Raw genomic sequence first — 17677 nt, forward strand, 5'->3', positions numbered from 1 at the left:
CCTGAAATTCAGCGGCTGTTGCCCAGGCTTTTCAAGCAGGCGTAGAGGTAGCGCAGGGTTGGTTTGCCGTGGAAGAAAAACAGCGTCTGCCACGAATGCCCGAGCATCTGCCGGAATACTTCGATGACCCGCCGATGATCGCCGCGCCGGGAAAACGCATTGAGAAATTCCGCGTGGTTGGCGAGGACGAAATAGATCCGCTGCTGCTTGTTCAGCCGTGTGCCGTAGCGCGCCAGGTACAGCTGGATAAAGCGCAGCTTGTGCGGGTAGTACTTGTGCGGTTGCGCGGTGATGTTGGCGGCGTTGACCGCGCGCCAGTGGAGGATCTGCGGCACGCTGTGGATCTCGCTGATTTCCGCGATGCGCGTCCACAGCAGCCGATCCTCGGCAAAACGCAGGCTCTGATCGAAGCCGCCAATGGCGACGATGATTTCGCGCAGGGCGAGTACGCCGGAGGTGCCGTTGATGATGTTTTCGCGCATGAAACCGGCAAAGTGCTCGCCGTGTTTGCAGCGATCCTCCAATTGGCGTTTGCCGTCGCTGAATTCGCTCATCTGAAAGCAATCGACCAGACCGACCTTGCGCCCCTGTCGGGTGAGCTCGGCGTGCAGCGCCAGTTGCTTGTGCAGTTTTTCCGGATGCCAGCGGTCGTCGGCATCGAGGAAGGCGATAAAGGTTTCTTCGGCACTGAATACGCCGCGATTGCGCGCACTGGCCGGGCCCTGATTGGGCTGCTGCAACAGCACGATGGGGAAGGGCGCGGCGTATTGCCTGACGATCTCTGGCCCGGCATCGCTGGAGCCGTCATCGACGACAATGACTTTGTCCGGCAAGCGGGTTTGTGCACACACCGAATCCAGTGTCCGCTGGATGCTGGCGGCGGCGTTGTACAGGGGGATCACTACGCACACGGTGACGGCCGAGGAATCATTCAGCATGGGCGTTGCTCCCGGAAAGTGGTGCGCATCGGCCGGGCATTCGCCGCTGGCAGCGGCTGCGTACGGGCGACGAGGTGATGGCGAAAGGTCAGGCTGAGCACGCAGAAAATCAGGAACTCGCCCGAGCGGTAATTAGGGATCACATAGGCGACGTAATTGGTGACCACGAACAGGCCGATGATCACCAGCGCACAGGCCTGATAGCGCGCCGACTGGTCGGCGGTAATTGCCCGGTAGCGCTTGCTCAGGGTCTGGGCAAACATCAGCAGCAGGGCGACCAACTGAATCAAGCCGCCGTTGAGCAGGGTTTCGACGTAACCACTGTGCGCATTGCCGATGTAGCCCCAGCGGGTAATGAACGCATCGGCATCGGCACTGGCCCAGAACGCGCCGAAACCGTAGCCCTTGAGAAATTGTGCATCGATCAGCGGCTGCAACAGCTCCCAGATCAGCGTGCGATCGGTCAGCGATGGGTCGCGGCCGACCAGTTCCAGCAGCATCGTGTAGTTGGCGTAGAGCACACCACACAGGAGGAAGAACACCAGCGTCGCTGCGGTGAAGGCCAGCAGTGAGCGGTTGATGCGCAAGCGGATCAGCGTGATGAAGTAGGCGTAACTGGCGGTGCCGGCGACGATCAGCGCAATCGCCGTGGCCGACTGCGCCAGGCCGATGGCAATCAGCGCGAACAGCCCGTAGAGGATGGCCAGCGGGTTGCGCTGGCGAATCATCGGCAGCAGCAACAGGATCGCAATGGCGTTCAGGCGTGCGCCAGCGTTCTTTTCCGCGAACACGCCGCGGAAGGCACCGTCACGGATACCACCGGAGATAAAGGCAATGTCCGGGCGAATCACGGCGAAGATCAACCCGACCAGCGCCGCCGCGCCGATCACGCAGCCGAACAGAAAAGCGATCCGCTCGATGCTGTAGCGCCAGGCGATGAAACCGGCAAAGAACACCACGCTGAGCAGCGCGACGAAGCGCTTGAAACTGAGCATCGGCTCGCTCGACCAACTGATCGACGCCGCCACGCAGCCCAGGAACAACAGCAAAAACAGGTTCTGCCGGTAGAAGCTCTTGCTGAGAAAAACCTTGTGCCGGATGAAGAAGAACAGCGGCACCAGCAAGGTCAGCAAGCCGCAGACCTGATTGGCCAGATTGCCTTCCAGATCCTGCTGCGCATCGTCCAGGGTGCTGACATTGCCCAGGCGCAGAAAGAAGCCGATCACCTGGGTATAAAACAGCACGCCAAACAAAGTGAAGGCGTCGGCCAGCGTCGAATAACGCACTTGCAGGCGGTTCATTTCAGCGCCTCCCGAGTAACGCCCTGAGGTAGGTCTGCACCGCGCGAGCGCTGACAAAACGCGCGGCAGCATCGATGCGGCGCTGGCGATGCAGGGCGCGCGGCGCGGACATTTGTGCGCTGATCGCGGCGGCGAGGGCGGCCGGATCGTCAACCTCGACCAAGGGCGCGACGGCGCCATCGCCGAGGATTTCCTGCGGGCCATACGGGCAGCGCGTCGCCACGACCGGCGTACCGGTCGACAAGGCTTCGACCAGGGCGTTGGGGCTGCCTTCGAAACGCGACGACAGGACGAAACAATCCGCACGGGCGATCTCGGCGATCGGATCACTGGCGTATCCCGGCAGATCGCAACGCTGTGCAATGCCGAGCGCACTCGCTTGGGCCAGCAGTTCGCCGCGCAGGGCGCCCTCGCCGAAGATGATCAGCCGCGCATCGTGTTGTGGCAGGCGCGCGAAGGCGTCGAGCAAGGTGTCGAAACCTTTCTGCTGGGCCAGCCGACCCACGGCGACGATCACCGGCGTGGTTTTGTCCTTCAGCCAGGGATGGCTGGGGGCGGCGGCAGGTTTGTCGCGAAAATCGTTGTCGAGCACCGGGTTGTCGGCGGTAGTCACGTCGCGCGGGCGGGCGATAGTGGTGTCGACCAGATCCTCGGCGACGCCTTGTGACACGCAGATCACCGGGTTGGGAATCAGCCGGTACAGCCACGGCGCCAGCCAGTAGGCGAGCTTGACCGACAGCGCCGGGTTGACATGCTTGTCCCGCGAGAACGCATTGCGCTCGCTGACATGCAGCCGCGCCAGCGTGCCGGACAGCGCGGCGGCGGCAATTGCCACGACGTTGACGTGGGTGAGGGCGGCCAGTTGCGCGTCGTACTGATTGCTGCGCAAAAACCGCGTCAGCGCCGGCACAGCCGCGGCGCTGCGCGGACTGTCGAGCAGTACTTGCCGGACCCGTGGATCGAGTGCGGTCTGATTGATGCCGGCGCCGGTGAGCATCAGCAGCGTGACTTCGTTGCCGGCCTCGACCAAGGCACCGGCGAGGCGCACCATCATTTTTTCCGCGCCGCCGGCGCCGAGATCCTGGAGGATGATCAGCAGTTTTTTCATCGGTTCCACACCTGGTAATAGGCCTGCGCGGCGTACTGGCTGGTATAGGGCCGGATCGCTTCGCTGACTGAACGTCGAGCCGGCGCAGCCGGTTCACGGCTGGCCAGACTGTCGAGCAGCGCCTCGGCCAGGGCCGGCACATCGTTGACTTTGACCAGGCGCCCGAGGCGGCCGTCGTCGAGCAACTCGCGCGGACCGCTGCCGCAATCGGTGGAAATTACCGCAGTGCCCAGCGCCAGCGCCTCGACCAGCACCGTTGGCAAGCCTTCGTGCAATGAGCTGAGCACCAGCAACTGCGCATGGCGGATCAGCGGATAGGGATTGCGCAGATGCCCGGTAAAATGCACCAGACGTTCAATACCCAGCCGTTGCGCCTGCTCTTCAAGCTGCGCGCGCAACGGCCCGTCGCCGGCAATTACCAGATACGGCAACGTCCGTTGTTGCGTCGCCAGTGCATAGGCTTCGAGCAGCAGATCGAAGCCCTTGGTTTCCACCAGTCGGCCGACCCCCAACCAGTAATGATGGGGCACACCACCGGGCAGCGGCGCTTGTGCCGCGCGCAGCAGTTGCTCGCTGATCACCGCGTTCGGGCAATAACGAATGCGCGGCTGGCCCCAGGGCATCAACCCGGCAAGCGACTGGCGCAAACCGTGGGACACCGCGACCACCTTGCCGCTGCCGCACAGGTACAGCGCGTACAACAGGCGCAGGCTGGCGCGCCCGGTGTTCTGTTCGGCGCAGTCCAGCGCGGCGTGGCGGCTGTAAATGACTTTGCAGGCGCTGCCCAACGTGGCGAACCAGGTGCAGAGATTGGCCTGCTCCTTGGCGCCGATCAGATGCGTCACGCCTTCGCGGCGAATCAACCGGCGCAGCAGCACGATCGACTTCAGCCAGCCAGCGAGGCCGCCACCGCCACCGGCAATGCTCGGCGCGCCGTCGACATTGGGCGAGTCGCCGTTCATGACAAAAAAACTCACCCGCCGACCGTCCGCCAGGAATTGCTCGGCGAGGCGTTGCTGCACGCACTCGACGCCGCCGCCAGTCTGGTAATCCTTGAGCGTGAACAGAATATGCATCGGCACAATCCTCATGGGGCGGTGACATTGATCGCCACTTGCTGGCGCAGAATCAGTTCGGTCAGGCGCAGGGCATTGCTCGGGTAGTCGAGCAGGTAACGCTTGATCGTGTGCGGCTCGCGGTACATGCGGTAGAAGGCGCGCAGGTGCAGGCGGTTGATCGCGTCGGGGTAGTAGCGCTCGCTGGCATTGGCCTCCTGACGAATGAAACCGCCGCAGGTGAACGCCACGCCCCGGAAGCCACCGCGCAAAGCATCGAGGACAAAGCGCTCTTGCAGACCGGCGCCGAGGCCGACCAGCAGCAGATTGGTCCGCTGCCGGCGGATGTCAGCCTGCAGCGCCGCGCCTTGCTCGGCGTCGAAGTAACCGTTGTGCGCGCCGACCAATTGCAGGCGCGGGTACTGCGTGCCGAGTTTTTCGACGAAACGATCAAGCTCCGCCTGCCGCGCGCCCACCACATAGACACGTTTGCCGCGCTGCTCGGATTCACGCAACACCGGGTCGGCGATCGAGGTGAAATCGAAACTGACCCGTTCCACCGCGCGCCCGGTGATGCGCGACATGAATCCGGACATCAGCATGCCGTCGCAGAAATACGCCAGCGACGGCGGCGGCTGGCGGATGAAACTGCCGATCGAGGCGAAGTTGAGAAAGGAAAACGCCCGGTTCGATTCCAGCAGCGCCGGCGAGTAACGGTCGAGCAGCTCGAGGCGGATCATGATGCGAGATCCTGTGCTTCGGCGGCGCAGGTCGGTCGGCCAACACTGATGTAGGTGAAGCCGCGCGCGCTGAGGCGTTGCGGATCGAACAGGTTGCGGCCATCGAAGATCAGCGGATTTTTCAGTTGCCGCGCGAGCAGTTCGAAGTCCGGCGCGCGAAACGCTTGCCACTCGGTGACGATCACCAGTGCATCGGCATTTTTCAGCGCCGCCTCTTTGGTCCCGGCCAAGGTCAGGTCGTCGCGCGGGCCGTAAAGCTGCTGGGCCTGTTCCATGGCTTTCGGGTCGAACGCCTGCACGCTGGCGCCGGCCCGCCACAACGCCTCCATCAACACGCGGCTGGGGGCTTCGCGCATGTCGTCGGTGTTGGGCTTGAAACTCAGGCCCCACAGCGCGAAGGTCTTGCCTTCCAGCGCACCGTTGAAGTGATCGGCGATCTTGTGGAACAGCGTGCTTTTCTGCTCGTTGTTGCGCGACTCGACCGCGCGAAGCAGGCGCGCATCGATGTCAACGCCGTGGGCGGCATGGATCAGCGCCCGCACATCCTTGGGAAAACACGAACCGCCGTAACCGATGCCGGGATAGATGAACTGGTAGCCGATGCGCGGATCCGAGCCGATGCCATGGCGGACCATTTCGATATCGGCGCCGAGCTTTTCCGCGAGCCCGGCCATTTCGTTCATGAAACTGATCTTGGTCGCCAGCATGCAGTTGGCCGCGTACTTTGTCAGTTCGGCGCTGCGCACATCCATGACGATGATTTTTTCGCGGTTGCGGTTGAACGGTTCGTACAGCTCACGCATCAGCGCTTCGGCGCGCGGGCTGTCGGTGCCGATGATGATCCGGTCGGGGCGCATGCAATCGTCGACCGCACAGCCTTCCTTGAGAAATTCCGGGTTGGACACCACATCGAAGGTCAGCCCAGCGCGACCGCTTTCGGCGAGGATGGCGTTGATGCATTCGCGCACCCGGTCCGCCGTGCCCACCGGCACCGTGGATTTGTCGACGATGATCTGCTCGCCGCGCAGGTGTTCGCCGATGGTGCGGGCGACGCTCAGCACATGTTTGAGATCCGCCGAACCGTCCTCGTCCGGCGGCGTGCCAACGGCGATCAACAACACGTCGCCGTGCTTTACCGCAGCAGCCAGATCACTGCCGAATTGCAGGCGACCGCTGTGATGATTTTCCCGCACCAGGCTTTTCAGCCCCGGTTCGTAAATGGGCAGGCTGCCGTCGTTCAAGGCCTGCACCTTGGCCGCGTCGACATCCACACACAGTACGTTGTGGCCGACCTCGGCCAGCGCGGCGCCCTGGACCAGTCCGACATAACCGATACCGAATACACTCACATTCATGGGAAAACCTCATGCGCGGTGGGGTGGGCCAGTGTGCTGGCCGCTGTCAGTAGATGTTTTTCGAGAACAGGGTGAAGGGCGTCTTCAGGAGGATCTTGATGTCCAGCCACAGCGACCATTGATTGATGTAATTGAGGTCCTGGGCGACCCGGCGCTGCATCTTTTCCACGGTCTCGGTTTCGCCGCGGTGCCCGGTGATCTGCGCCAGGCCGGTGATGCCAGGCTTGAGCCGATGCCGTGCCATGTAGGCGCGCACCTTGCCGGTGTAATAGATGTTGTGCGTGACGGCGTGCGGGCGCGGGCCGACCAGCGCCATATGCCCGAACAGCACGTTGAACAGTTGCGGCAGCTCATCGATGGAGCTGCGCCGCAGAAAGCGTCCCAGGGGCGTGACGCGGTCATCGTCGCGGGTGGCCTGACGCACTTGCTGATCGTCGTGCACGCGCATCGAGCGAAACTTCCAAACGCGGATTACTTCGCCGTCGCAGCCATGGCGGTTCTGCTTGAACAGCACCGGCCCCGGCGACGTCAGCTTGACCGCGATGGCCACGCCGAGCAGCAGCGGGCTGAGCAGAATCAGCGCCATCGCCGCCACGCTGCGTTCGAACAGGTCCTTGCAGAACAGGCTGCCGGGGTGCGAGGTGAGCAGGCTTTCGTTGAGGTAGATCGCCGGCATCCGCTCGATCTCGGAGATCGAATGATTGAGCAGGACCATGCTGCCCAGATCCGGAATCCACACCACATCGACATTCATGTCGAGCAGGTTGATGTACAACGCTTCGATGGTCGCCGCCTCGGCCATCGGCAGCACGATGTATACGCGCCGCGCCTGCAACCGCGTGATGATCTCGCGAATGTCCTCAACCTCGCCCAGCAGCGGCAGAATGCTCGGCGCCGGGCCGCTATCGGCCTTTGCCGCGACGAAACCGAGCAGCAGCGCGCGATCCGGGTCGAGGAGTTTGCGCGCCAGCTCATGGGCGGTCGGGCAAGTGCCGATGATCACCGCGCGGCGCTCGTTGCAGATCATCTTGGTGTACATGCGCACGAACAGATGCAGCGGCAGAAACGTCGCCGCCTGAGCCAGAAAACCCACCACGGCCCAGACAATCACCACCTGCCGCGAGAACAACGCGCTGGTCTGGGTGACGAAGGCGATGCTCATCAGCAGCCCGAGCAGAATCAGCCAGCCAGCGAGCAAGCGTCCGAGCCCGACCAGCAGGCCATGGCGTTTGTGATAGACCTGGACGAGGCTGTAGACCGGCATCGAGCCAAGCACGGTGAGAATGATCAGCAGCCGGTATTCACTGGGCAAGGCGCCGATGCGCAACTGCACCAGCACGATCAGCAACAGGTTGACCAGGGTCATTGCGCACAACCATTGCCCCCAGAAAGTGAGGCCGCGACGCTGTGCCATTTGCGCGGAATATTGCGAGGTCATCGGCACGATCTCCGATTCATCGAACAGGGAAGGGATGGCTGCTGCCGGGCGGCACGGCCCGGAGGATCAGCGCGGGGCGAAGTCGTAGTCGTAGAAGGAACGGGAATGGCCATGGCCGTACTTGCGCGCCTTGCGCAGATCGACCTGATTGAGCACCACGCCGAATACGGGCGCCTGGCTCTGCTGCAACACGGCAATGCTTTTGCGCACCTGGCCGACCGGCGTGCTCTGCGCCTTGACCACGTAGATCACCGCGTCGGAATGCTGCGCCAGCAACAGCGCGTCACTGACGATTTCCGCCGGCGGCGAATCGATGATGATGTGCCGGTAGCGCGACTTGAGAATCTGCAACAACCGGCCGAGGCGTGGCGAACTGAGCAGATCCTGCGCGGGGGCCACGGCGTTGCTCGAACTGCTCGAGGCTTTCAGTCGTGGTGCGTCGAACGGATCCAGCATCGACGGCGCCAGGCAGCCGGCCGGAAGCATGTCGAGATTGCCGACGCTGCGGATGCAGTCTTCCAGTCGCGCGGTGCCGGCCATGAGGTTGGCGAGGCCGGGGCTCTCTGGCGGGAAATCGAAGTTCAGCGACAGCGTCGGCTGCCGCATGTCGGCATCGATCAGCAGCACCCGTTCCAGTGGTGCCAGCGACGAAGCGAGATTGTTGGCGATGGTGCTCTTGCCTTCGCCGGACACCGAGGACGTCACCAGCACCACCTGCGCCGGGCGTTCATTGTTTTGCAGCATCAGCCAGGTGCGCAGGTTGCGGATGGTTTCGCAGAATCGCGGGTGGTCGTTGTCCTCGAACAGCCGCGCCAACTGCCGCCGGCTCTTTTTCATCACCAGCGGCACCACGCTGAGCAGCGGCACATTGAGCAGGCTCTCGACGGTGTCGTCGGTCTTGAACGTGTTGCTCAGCGTGTCGAAGAGGAAGGCGAGGGCGACGCCGACCACCGCAGCGACCAGCGCGACAATCGCAAGGATCAGGTCCTTGCGCGGTTTGCTGGCTTCCAGGGGCGCGATCGCCGGGTCGACGATGCGCGCCTTGGCCGAATCCATATCCGAAGTGGCAGCGGTTTCCTTGAGGCGAGTGACGAAGGTTTCGTACAGCGCGCGGGTGCTGTCGACTTCACGCTGGAATTCACGGAGCTGGAATTCCTTGCGCGAAATGTCCTGAATTTGCGCCTTGTTGCTGTTGAACGATTTGCGCAGGGCGTCTTCGCTGGCCACCGCCAGTTGATACTGACGTTCAATGCCGGCAACCACCTGCTGCACTTGCAGACGCAGGCTGTTGGCCGCCGTACGTTGTTCGGAGCGGGCGGAAATCAGCGCCGGATGCTTGGGCCCGTAGCGCCCCGACAACTCTTCGACTTTGGCCTGGGCCTTGGCCAGATCGGCCTGGAACTGCTGAATCAGCGGGTTGCTCAACACCGCCGGCACACTCGACAAACGACTGATGTCGCCGTTGCTCAAGGATTGCGCCTGACGGAACTGGCTCTCGGCTTCGGCGCGATCGCGTCGCGCATCGATCATGCGGTTGCCGGTCATTTGCAGCTCATTGGCACTGATCGTCGCGACACCGTCGACATCGACCAGGCCCTGTTCTTCGCGATACCCCTGCAACTTGTTTTCGGCCACGCGCAGGTTGTCGCGCAACTCGACCAGGCGGGTGTTCATCCAACTGGTGTTGTTTTGCGAGGACTTCAGACTGGTGTCCTGCTGGCTGTCGATGAAACCCTGGGCGAGGGCGTTGGCCACCGCCGCAGCGAGAGCCGGGTCGGGCAACTCGACTTCGATTTCGAGCAACTGACTCTTGCCGACAAACTTGACGCTGGTGTGCAGCATCAGGTTTTGCGTGACGTCGTTGAACACCTGCTCTTCAGTTGCTGGCGGCTTGGGCGGCGGCAGCAGATCCAGCCATGGCAGCCATTGATCGCGGTTGAGCTCCGCCAGCCACTGGCGCGGGGTGAACCAGCTCTGCGCCTGCTGGCGGGGATCGGTGATCGGGTTGGTGGTCAGGCCGAGTTTGCGCACAGCACGCTCGGCCAGCTCCCGCGATTGCAGCAGGGCTTGCTGGGTCTGCAAATAATCGGTGGTGGTGGCGCCGCCGGATTCGGCGGCTTGCTGAAAACTCATGACTGGCGGCGTCTTGTCCTTGATCAGCAACGTCGCACTGCCGACGTACTGCGGCGTGATGAACGACAACACCGCCACGGCCAGCGCGCAACTGAGCAGCACCAGCCAGGCGATGTTCCACTTCGCCGACCAGACCACGCGCCACAGGTGCAGCAGATCAAGGGTGTCCGACTCATCTGCCGCTTGCGTTTGCGAGTGGGCCTGGAGCGGACGTTCGAGGTAGGTGCTTGGGCTGTTGTCCATGATCAGAAAAAGCCTTGTGCAATGGAAATGGTGTCGCCGGGGGCGATGACGGTGGTGCGCGAAATGTTTTCAGTGACCGGCGGGCCGCCACTGCCGCGCAGAATCGTCACGCGTTTCATTGAGGCGCGTTCGGTCAGGCCGCCACCCAGGGCGATGGCTTTTTCCAGGGTGAGTCCGGGCTGGAAGGGATAACTGCCGGGCTTCTGCACTTCGCCATTGATATAGAAGGGTCGGTATTCGATCTGGCTGAGGCTGACTTTTGGATCGACCAGGTAGCCTTGCTTGAGGCCGTCGACGATCTTCTGTTCGACCTGATTGGGCGTCAGGCCCTTGGCGACGATTTCGCCGAGAAACGGGTAGGAGAAGGTGCCGGCGTCATTGAGGCGAATCTTCTTGAAACTCAGTTCCGGCTCGCCGAACACGGTGATGCGCAAGACATCGCCGGCGGCCAGGCGGTAATCGGTGTTGCTGTCCGCCGCCTCGACCGTGGGCACTGTCCAGAGCAGCAGCAACAATAAAATCAGGCGCGTGTGCATGGCCCAACCCTCCTACAGACTGACGTCGAAAGTGATCTGGAACACATTGCGGGTGAAGCTCTCGTTGTCGGCATCGGAGTCGTTGTCGCGGTGGCGATAGGCGAGTTCGACGTCCAGCCAGCGGCGCATTTCGTAAATCACGCCGAGTTTGTAGTCCTGCAGATCGTCGTTGCGGTCCTGGCCTTCGTAGACGTAATGGCCCATGCCGACCTCGGCAACGCTGGTGATGCGCTCGGTCCAGCCGTGGCGCCAGCCGACCTGAGTGAAGGTGGCTTTCACCGCGTCGGAGCCGTCGTCGCCCTCGGCCATGGCCTGGCGGGCGAGAAAGGTGAAGGTCGAGTAGGTGCGCGGTTTCCACGCCAGATCCACTTGCCAGGTCGGGTTGCTCAGATCGTCGGAACCGCTCTGGTCGAAGTTCTTGCGCTCGTAACCGACGCGCAATTTGCCGGTGGTTTTCGCCGTCATGTCCCATTCGGCCCCGGCCAGCACCGCATCGGAGCGACTGCTGCGCGGGCTGTTCGATTGCAGGTAATCGAAACGGGTGTGGTCGTATTCGAGCAGGCCACGGGTCTTGCTGCCGAGGCGGTGATACCAGGTGGTGGTGAGGTTGCTGGTGTCGCGCTCCTTGTCATCGTTGATGCCATCGGCGTTGTCGTAGCGCAGTTGTGCGTAGCTGGCGCCGAGGTCGATCTGGTTCAGCGCACTGCGTGCACCGAAGGTGTACACGCCGCCGACGCGCTTGCTGTCGATCTTGTCGTTGATGCCGTCGACGGCGGTCGAGGTGGTGCGCTCGTATTTGCGCGCCTCGGCTTCGAGCTTCAGCCGATGCCTGTCGGTGAACTCCATGATGCTGTCGGCGCGCAGCCGCTGGGCGGTGTTCGAAGCGTCAGAGGCGCTGTGATAGATGTAGCGGGTCGGCTCCCAGATCACCCGCGTAGCGCTGTTGCGGTCCTCGGCCTTGAGCTCGAAGGCCGGCGCCAGGCGGGTGACCATGGTTGACTCGACGTCATGTTCGACTTCACGAAAGTTGTCGTCGTAGCTTTCCGACAGGGCGAAAGTCGGGGTGAAATCGAAGCCGTAGACATTGATCGCTTGCGGCTCGACGCTCCAGGCAGCTTCGGGTGCGCAGCAGGCGACGACTAAAACCAGGGAACAGCGAGGCTTCAGAGCCATGGATCACGCTCCTGATTAAGGGGGTCGGTGTCAGGGCGAAGCGGATCCGGACTATTGTCGCTGGCGTTCGAGGTAACTCAGCGGGACGCTGACGTGCTGTTGGCGGTTGAGGAAATTGAGCAGGATCATCACCCGCTCATCGCCCTGCATGGACAGGAACACGCCTTCGAGCGGGGACAGTGGGCCCTGGACGATTTGCAGAGGTTCGCCGGGCTTGAGCGTCGGCTCGGCAGGAAAGCCGATCGACTCCTGGCTGCGTTCACGCAATTGCGCGATCACGTCTTCATCGACCCGGGCCGGCACATGGTTGAATTCGACGATGCGGCTGACACCGCGGGTCGAGCGAATCGGCGCCCAGTTATCGTCGCGGCTCAACTGAATGAACACGTAGCCGGGGAACAGCGATTCCAGGGTTCGTTGGCGTTTGCCACGAATACTGCGCTCACTCATCAGCTGCGGCCGAAAGGTCGAATAGTTCTGTTGCTGCAGATTGAGTTGTGCCCGTTCATCCTGGCGGGGCTTGCACTGCAATAAATACCAGTTAGAACCGTTGCGGCAAACCGTTAGCATGCTGGAGTACTCCATACATAGCGATCGTTTAAGCACGGCGGCCGATAACGTGGGACGAGCCGTCATGCTTGCTAGTAGGTAGTAGGCTGATCAAGGCAAAGTGCCGAGCCAGATGCATCAATGTTTATTGGCAGAAGAAGTGTTTCAAAAATGAATCAACTTGGCTGAGTTATTGTTATATCCGTGGTCGTCTTGGCTATAACGAGTCCGCGCTTTTGTTTAAGCAAAGCTACCGCACGGTTCGCAGTTGCGACCTTCAGGATCCAATTTCATAACTAACCCGAGGGTCGTAAAGTGCGCAGGGGCGCCGGCGCTTCGGGCAGTGATTAGTTATCGGCCAGTCTTCGCAAGCTGTCAATTAATAACAGTCAAAAAGACTGCCTTTCATCCGCTGATGATGGCCATGTTTTGTAAGTCATTGGTTAATAAGGGTGAAATCTATTCGTCGGATTTTTTAAACTTTTCGAAGTTATTGAAGTCGTCTAGTTTAGATGGCGTGTGTGATAGCAAATTAGTTTCAATCTTACATCTTTCGGTTCGTAAGAAGTTCGCCTTTTAAATGCCTTGCGTCGGATGCCGCTGGCCTCGGCAACTAAGGTCGTCTATGAATAGTTGCCGAATTTGCGGGCAGAATGTTCGGCGGCGGGTTTCCGCTTAAAGTCAAACCGATGGGCCGAGGCGATCATGAGTGTTCTGGTAACGGGCGCAGCGGGCTTTATCGGTTATCACACGGTCATGCGTTTATGTCGCGAAGGACTCGAGGTTGTGGGTGTCGACGATCTCAATCCTTACTACGACGTCAAACTCAAACAAGCGCGGTTGCACAGATTGCAAACGCTGCCCAATTTCACTTTCCAGCGGCTGGACATCGTCGATCAGCCGGCGTTGACCGCGCTGTTCGAACAAAGCCGATTCAAACAGGTCATTCACCTCGCCGCGCAGGCTGGTGTGCGTTACTCGCTGGACAATCCTGATGCTTATGCGCAATCGAATCTGGTCGGGTTTCTCAACCTGTTGGAAGCATGCCGTGGTCATCCGCCGGAGCACTTGATCTACGCCTCGAGCAGCTCGGTGTACGGCGCCAATACCAGGATGCCGTTTGCAGAAGATGACCAGGTCGATCAGCCGGTTTCTTTGTACGCAGCAACTAAACGCGCCAACGAATTGCTCGCGCACAGTTACTGCCATCTCTACGGCTTGCAAGCCACCGGCCTGCGTTTCTTTACCGTGTATGGGCCATGGGGGCGACCGGACATGGCGCTGTTCAAATTCACCGAAGCGATGCTGCAAGGGCGCGCCATCGACATCTACAACCAGGGGGAAATGGCGCGGGATTTCACTTATATCGATGACATCGTCGAAGCGATTTTCCGCCTGCTCGACAAACCGCCCGGACCCAGCGGCGAGCGTGGCACCAATTGTTTGTTCAATATCGGCCGGGGTAGTCCAGTGGCGTTGATGAGCTTCGTCGAATGTCTGGAGCAGGCACTGGGCATCAAGGCGCAGCGCCGTTATCTGCCGATGCAGGAGGGCGACGTATTGAAAACCTGGGCCGACGTGTCGGCGTTGGCACGCTGCATCGACTTCAGCCCGCAGGTGCCGATCGAGCAGGGCGTGCGGGCGTTTGTGCAGTGGTACCGCGAGTTCTATCAGCTCTGATTCAGTGCAGGGTGACGGCCCTGCGACTTTCACCAATGCGGATCCGGTCGAGGGCGCGGTTCAGCGCATCCAGTGCATCGAGCAGCGCCTTGGCCTCGGCTTCACGACCGTCGCCCCACAGGCGTTCGGCCATTTTGTTCAAGGCTAGAATGGCGCGTTCGATGTCGGCTGCGCTGGCGGTGCTGTCAGGGGCTGGTGGTTTTTTCGACATTCTGGGTTTCTCGGCTGGCGGCAAACCACCATACCGCCAAGGCGCCGAGCAATATAGTCAGCACAGCGAGAACGAGGATAACGCCTTGTGTGCCCAACGCTGTGGCAAACAACGCCACCAGCAAACCTGCCAGAGGCTGCGACAGATTATTGAGTAAGGTAATCACGCCCACGGTCTTGCCGAAGTCCTTGGGGGGAATCACACGTTGGCGAATGCTGCGCATGTAGATGTTGAACATCTTGTCGAAGCCGACGATCAACAGAAAACCCAGCACATAGCCGCTCAGGTGCGGACTGAGGGCGCTGATCAGCGCGCCGACGGCGATCATCGTATAGGCAACGCCGCCAAGTACCCGCTGCGGCAACTCGACCCGGGCGAGGAAAAACAAGATGATGATAGTCGTCACTGCACCGGCGGCTTGCAGCCCGGCGTACGCATCTTTTCCCGCGCTGTATTGACCCAACACCATCGCGGCGGAGGTCGCCAACGTGACGCCGACAATCAGATTGACGCCGACTGCGAGCATGATGATTTTCCTCAGAGCCGCCAGCTCACGTATATGCCCAAACGCAATGCGTAACGGTTGGAGCCAGATGTCCTGATGCTGTTCGAAGGTTTCCAGCGTGATCCGGCTGAGGCGTTGCCATGCCAGCATGCTCAGGTCGGCCAGCAGAAATAGTCCTGCGACCCACAGCACCACCCAGTGCCAAGCCCAGATTTCCAACAGCAAGGCAGCGACCAGTGGCCCGAGCACCAGGCCGGTCTGATCGGCAATTTGCGAATAGGACAATGTCTTGGTGTAGCTGTAGTGTTTGAAGATATAGGGCATCAGCACCTCACGGGCCATGATGCCTTGTGTGGTGAGAACCCCGCAGACCGCCGAGAGGACAACCACCCAGGTAATGCCGCCGAACAAAGCATACAAACCTACCGCCAGCAGACAGAGCACGGCTCGGTAAACCTGGCTGATGTGCAGGATTCGGATCGGCGAAAACTTGTCGCACAGTGCACCGCAGACCGGAAATGCCAGAAAGCGTGGAAGCGATTCGACGAAAAACGCCAGCCCGGCCCAGGACGCGCTATTGGTGGTCTGGAAGACCACCAGCGGCACAATGAACAGCAGGATCTGATCGGCGAGTCGAGAGAGGAAAAGGGAGATGAAGAAAGCCAGGTAATCCTTGCGCAAGATGAACTCCTTGTTCGGATCGCAAGCACTTGAGTCCGAATTCGAGTCTACTTCGAATTCTTCCAGAACGAGTGGCGTGAATACCCGTGGAGTGTCGGCGAGGAGGCTGTAGGCGGCTTGCTTTAACGACGGACTATTCCGTCGCCAACAGCTTCTTCACCTCACCCACAATCACCGCAATATCAAAAGGCTTGGGCACCACCACATCAAACAGATCCGAGCGCTGCATGCCGATGTGCGCTTGCGCGCCACTCATGAGAATGATCGGCAGATGTTTGACGGAGGGCTGGGCACGCACGGCTTCGGCGAATTCGAGGCCGTCCATGACCGGCATCATGAAGTCGGTAATGACCAGGGCCGGACGTTCTCTTTCCAGCACTTCGAGAGCCTTCTTGCCGTTGCTCGCGGTGACCGTCATGAAGCCTTCGTCCTCAAGCGCAAAGCCAAGAATGTCAGCAATCAGATATTCGTCGTCGACTACCAGAATGGTGGTCATGTTATTTCAACCCGCTTGAAGGCTTACGAAATTGAACCAGGCAATGACTCAGCTGCGACTGAAGGTTCATTTTTCAAAGCCTTTTCCAGGAACACATCTTGATCACGGATAACCACCTCGAACCGCGACGGGTTGTAGGAGCTATCACGTATCTTGAGAATGGAAAGCGTCCTGTGAAGTTCAGCGTGATTTTCAAAGAACCGCATGAGCATCAGGTTGTCGACAATACTGGACAGGTCGGAGGTCGGTGCGCTGATTTCGGAACCGAACAAATCGCGCATTTCCCAGGAGGCGAACACCGTGACGCCTCTGGATCGCAGCTCGTTCATCAGTGCACTGAAAAAGTCGGTGATGCGTTCCGGGGTGGTTGAAACCCGCGTCATGCCGCTGAGGCTATCGATGAACAGGCGCTTGATGCCTTTTTCATCGACCAGGCTCAACAGGCGTGCGCCGAGGCCGTCCAGCAAGCCTTCGGTGGTGGGCTGCCAGGCAATGCTCAGCGCACCGCTGTGTTCCATTTGTTCAATATCGATGCCCAGCGAACGGCCTTTGAGCCGCAGCCGCTGCGGGCTTTCATAGAAACCGAAATGCAGGCCCGGCGCTTCGGGCGTCGACTGTGCGATGAACTTCAGACCCAGGGTGGTCTTGCCGATCCCGGAAGGACCCATGACCAGCGTGACGCTGGAACTGTGCAAGCCGCCGCCGAGGATGTCGTCCAACGAGGCAATGCCGCTTGGGATGCGCGTCATGTCCGCGCTGTCCGGGGCGGACGGGCGTTTGTACAGCGTTTCGAGGCGCGGATAGATCACCAGGCCGTTATCGGTGATTTCACATTCGTGGACACCGGTCAACGCGCCGCTGCCGCGGGTCTTGCGCAAATGAATCCGGCGCACCGAGCGGGTACCGAACAGCTCTTCGCCCATTTCGATGACGCCGTCGACCATGGTGTGCTCGGGGCTGCCGTCATCCAGGCGCGAGCTGGTGAGAAACAGCACGGTGCAACCGGCAAACGCCGCATGGCCTTGCAGTTCTGAGATGAATTTTTTCGTGTCGATCGGCGAATCGGCTTTGGACCGTGCATTGAGCAGGCCGTCAACGACCATGACGGTCGCCTTCTGGCGGGTAATTTCGCGGCGAAGCAGCTTCACCACCTCATCGAGGCCTTCGTTTTCCAGCGTGTCGAATGCGCTGACAAACTGTATTTCGGCGCCAACACGCGAGGCGTCGAAGAAGCTCATGGTCGACAGAAACTGAAACAGCCGGTCGTGGGATTCGGCCAGCAACGTGGCGACCAGAACACGACCGCCGTTACGGGCATGATGAAACCCGAGCTGATTGGCAAGGATGGTCTTGCCGGAACCCGGGCGCCCTTGAATGATGTATGAAGCGCCGGCGACAAAGCCCCCCTGAAGCAGCGCGTCGAGTCCTTCGATCCCGCTTTGAAGGCGTTTTAGCTTTTCCACAATGCGACCCTGATCTGAATAAACTGGCTTGTTCAGCCGAATGGTTTAAATGCTAACGCCATTTCCGGTTGA

At 60.7% G+C, this 17677-nt stretch carries 16 protein-coding genes; 1 reads left to right on the forward strand and 15 read right to left on the reverse strand.

The features are described 5' to 3' along the window. Positions 1-8: 8 nt before the first annotated feature. The 11 genes from GXB78_RS03415 to rfaH form a co-directional block, all read right to left on the reverse strand. A complete protein-coding gene (locus GXB78_RS03415; protein ID WP_329514227.1) occupies positions 9-938 on the reverse strand; it encodes a glycosyltransferase family 2 protein in 930 nt (309 codons plus the stop codon). Beyond that, positions 932-2239: an O-antigen ligase family protein gene (locus GXB78_RS03420; RefSeq protein ID WP_329514229.1), complete on the reverse strand. Its 1308-nt coding sequence runs from the start codon at positions 2237-2239 to the stop codon at positions 932-934. Before GXB78_RS03420 ends, GXB78_RS03415 begins: the two co-directional genes overlap by 7 nt. 1 nt (position 2240) lies before the next feature. Then, the gene (locus tag GXB78_RS03425) at positions 2241-3347 is read right to left on the reverse strand and encodes a glycosyltransferase (RefSeq protein ID WP_329514231.1); all 1107 of its coding nucleotides are present in this window, start codon (positions 3345-3347) and stop codon (positions 2241-2243) included. After that, entirely contained in the window at positions 3344-4423 is a 1080-nt protein-coding gene (locus tag GXB78_RS03430) for a glycosyltransferase (RefSeq protein WP_329514233.1), read from the reverse strand. The genes GXB78_RS03425 and GXB78_RS03430 overlap by 4 nt, the downstream gene beginning before the upstream one ends. Positions 4424-4434: 11 nt before the next feature. After that, positions 4435-5142, reverse strand: a complete 708-nt coding sequence (locus tag GXB78_RS03435) for a WecB/TagA/CpsF family glycosyltransferase (protein ID WP_329514234.1) — start codon at positions 5140-5142, stop codon at positions 4435-4437. Continuing rightward, positions 5139-6497: a UDP-glucose dehydrogenase family protein gene (locus tag GXB78_RS03440; protein ID WP_329514235.1), complete on the reverse strand. Its 1359-nt coding sequence runs from the start codon at positions 6495-6497 to the stop codon at positions 5139-5141. Before GXB78_RS03440 ends, GXB78_RS03435 begins: the two co-directional genes overlap by 4 nt. 46 nt (positions 6498-6543) lie before the next feature. Then, positions 6544-7935, reverse strand: coding sequence for an undecaprenyl-phosphate glucose phosphotransferase (locus GXB78_RS03445; protein WP_329514237.1), 1392 nt, complete (start codon positions 7933-7935; stop codon positions 6544-6546). A 66-nt stretch (positions 7936-8001) separates the two neighbouring features. After that, entirely contained in the window at positions 8002-10311 is a 2310-nt protein-coding gene (locus tag GXB78_RS03450) for a GumC family protein (protein ID WP_329514239.1), read from the reverse strand. A gap of 2 nt (positions 10312-10313) precedes the next feature. After that, positions 10314-10847, reverse strand: a complete 534-nt coding sequence (locus GXB78_RS03455) for a polysaccharide biosynthesis/export family protein (protein ID WP_329514241.1) — start codon at positions 10845-10847, stop codon at positions 10314-10316. 12 nt (positions 10848-10859) lie between these two features. Continuing rightward, a complete protein-coding gene (locus GXB78_RS03460; RefSeq protein WP_329514243.1) occupies positions 10860-12020 on the reverse strand; it encodes an outer membrane beta-barrel protein in 1161 nt (386 codons plus the stop codon). 51 nt (positions 12021-12071) lie between these two features. After that, complete coding sequence (gene rfaH / locus GXB78_RS03465) at positions 12072-12590, reverse strand: transcription/translation regulatory transformer protein RfaH (RefSeq protein WP_056785643.1); 519 nt, start codon at positions 12588-12590, stop codon at positions 12072-12074. Between the two features lie 684 nt (positions 12591-13274). Between rfaH and GXB78_RS03470 the strand changes: the two genes are divergently transcribed. Continuing rightward, on the forward strand, positions 13275-14249 hold the full coding sequence (locus GXB78_RS03470; RefSeq protein ID WP_329514246.1) for an NAD-dependent epimerase: 975 nt from the start codon (positions 13275-13277) through the stop codon (positions 14247-14249). Between the two features lies 1 nt (position 14250). Here the strand turns inward: GXB78_RS03470 and GXB78_RS03475 are convergent, their stop codons facing one another. The 4 genes from GXB78_RS03475 to GXB78_RS03490 form a co-directional block, all read right to left on the reverse strand. Continuing rightward, positions 14251-14460, reverse strand: a complete 210-nt coding sequence (locus GXB78_RS03475; RefSeq protein ID WP_329514247.1) for a hypothetical protein — start codon at positions 14458-14460, stop codon at positions 14251-14253. Further along, on the reverse strand, positions 14435-15646 hold the full coding sequence (locus GXB78_RS03480) for an MFS transporter (protein ID WP_329514249.1): 1212 nt from the start codon (positions 15644-15646) through the stop codon (positions 14435-14437). Before GXB78_RS03480 ends, GXB78_RS03475 begins: the two co-directional genes overlap by 26 nt. A gap of 133 nt (positions 15647-15779) precedes the next feature. After that, entirely contained in the window at positions 15780-16142 is a 363-nt protein-coding gene (locus GXB78_RS03485) for a response regulator (protein ID WP_329514251.1), read from the reverse strand. Positions 16143-16165: 23 nt separating this feature from the next. Continuing rightward, the gene (locus GXB78_RS03490) at positions 16166-17605 is read right to left on the reverse strand and encodes an ATPase domain-containing protein (protein ID WP_329514253.1); all 1440 of its coding nucleotides are present in this window, start codon (positions 17603-17605) and stop codon (positions 16166-16168) included. Positions 17606-17677 lie beyond the last annotated feature (72 nt).

The organism is Pseudomonas moraviensis subsp. stanleyae, assembly GCF_036283065.1.
Taxonomy (GTDB): domain Bacteria; phylum Pseudomonadota; class Gammaproteobacteria; order Pseudomonadales; family Pseudomonadaceae; genus Aquipseudomonas; species Aquipseudomonas stanleyae.

What these genes read in the sequence shown, in the direction of transcription:
- GXB78_RS03440 (WP_329514235.1), bottom strand. Translation starts at nt 6,497, where the DNA reads ATGAATGTGAGTGTATTCGGTATCGGTTATGTCGGACTGGTCCAGGGC.
- GXB78_RS03485 (WP_329514251.1), bottom strand. Translation starts at nt 16,142, where the DNA reads ATGACCACCATTCTGGTAGTCGACGACGAATATCTGATTGCTGACATT.
- GXB78_RS03430 (WP_329514233.1), bottom strand. Translation starts at nt 4,423, where the DNA reads ATGCATATTCTGTTCACGCTCAAGGATTACCAGACTGGCGGCGGCGTC.
- rfaH (WP_056785643.1), bottom strand. Translation starts at nt 12,590, where the DNA reads ATGCTAACGGTTTGCCGCAACGGTTCTAACTGGTATTTATTGCAGTGC.
- GXB78_RS03420 (WP_329514229.1), bottom strand. Translation starts at nt 2,239, where the DNA reads ATGAACCGCCTGCAAGTGCGTTATTCGACGCTGGCCGACGCCTTCACT.
- GXB78_RS03460 (WP_329514243.1), bottom strand. Translation starts at nt 12,020, where the DNA reads ATGGCTCTGAAGCCTCGCTGTTCCCTGGTTTTAGTCGTCGCCTGCTGC.
- GXB78_RS03425 (WP_329514231.1), bottom strand. Translation starts at nt 3,347, where the DNA reads ATGAAAAAACTGCTGATCATCCTCCAGGATCTCGGCGCCGGCGGCGCG.
- GXB78_RS03435 (WP_329514234.1), bottom strand. Translation starts at nt 5,142, where the DNA reads ATGATCCGCCTCGAGCTGCTCGACCGTTACTCGCCGGCGCTGCTGGAA.
- GXB78_RS03415 (WP_329514227.1), bottom strand. Translation starts at nt 938, where the DNA reads ATGCTGAATGATTCCTCGGCCGTCACCGTGTGCGTAGTGATCCCCCTG.
- GXB78_RS03455 (WP_329514241.1), bottom strand. Translation starts at nt 10,847, where the DNA reads ATGCACACGCGCCTGATTTTATTGTTGCTGCTGCTCTGGACAGTGCCC.
- GXB78_RS03450 (WP_329514239.1), bottom strand. Translation starts at nt 10,311, where the DNA reads ATGGACAACAGCCCAAGCACCTACCTCGAACGTCCGCTCCAGGCCCAC.
- GXB78_RS03445 (WP_329514237.1), bottom strand. Translation starts at nt 7,935, where the DNA reads ATGACCTCGCAATATTCCGCGCAAATGGCACAGCGTCGCGGCCTCACT.
- GXB78_RS03475 (WP_329514247.1), bottom strand. Translation starts at nt 14,460, where the DNA reads ATGTCGAAAAAACCACCAGCCCCTGACAGCACCGCCAGCGCAGCCGAC.
- GXB78_RS03470 (WP_329514246.1), top strand. Translation starts at nt 13,275, where the DNA reads ATGAGTGTTCTGGTAACGGGCGCAGCGGGCTTTATCGGTTATCACACG.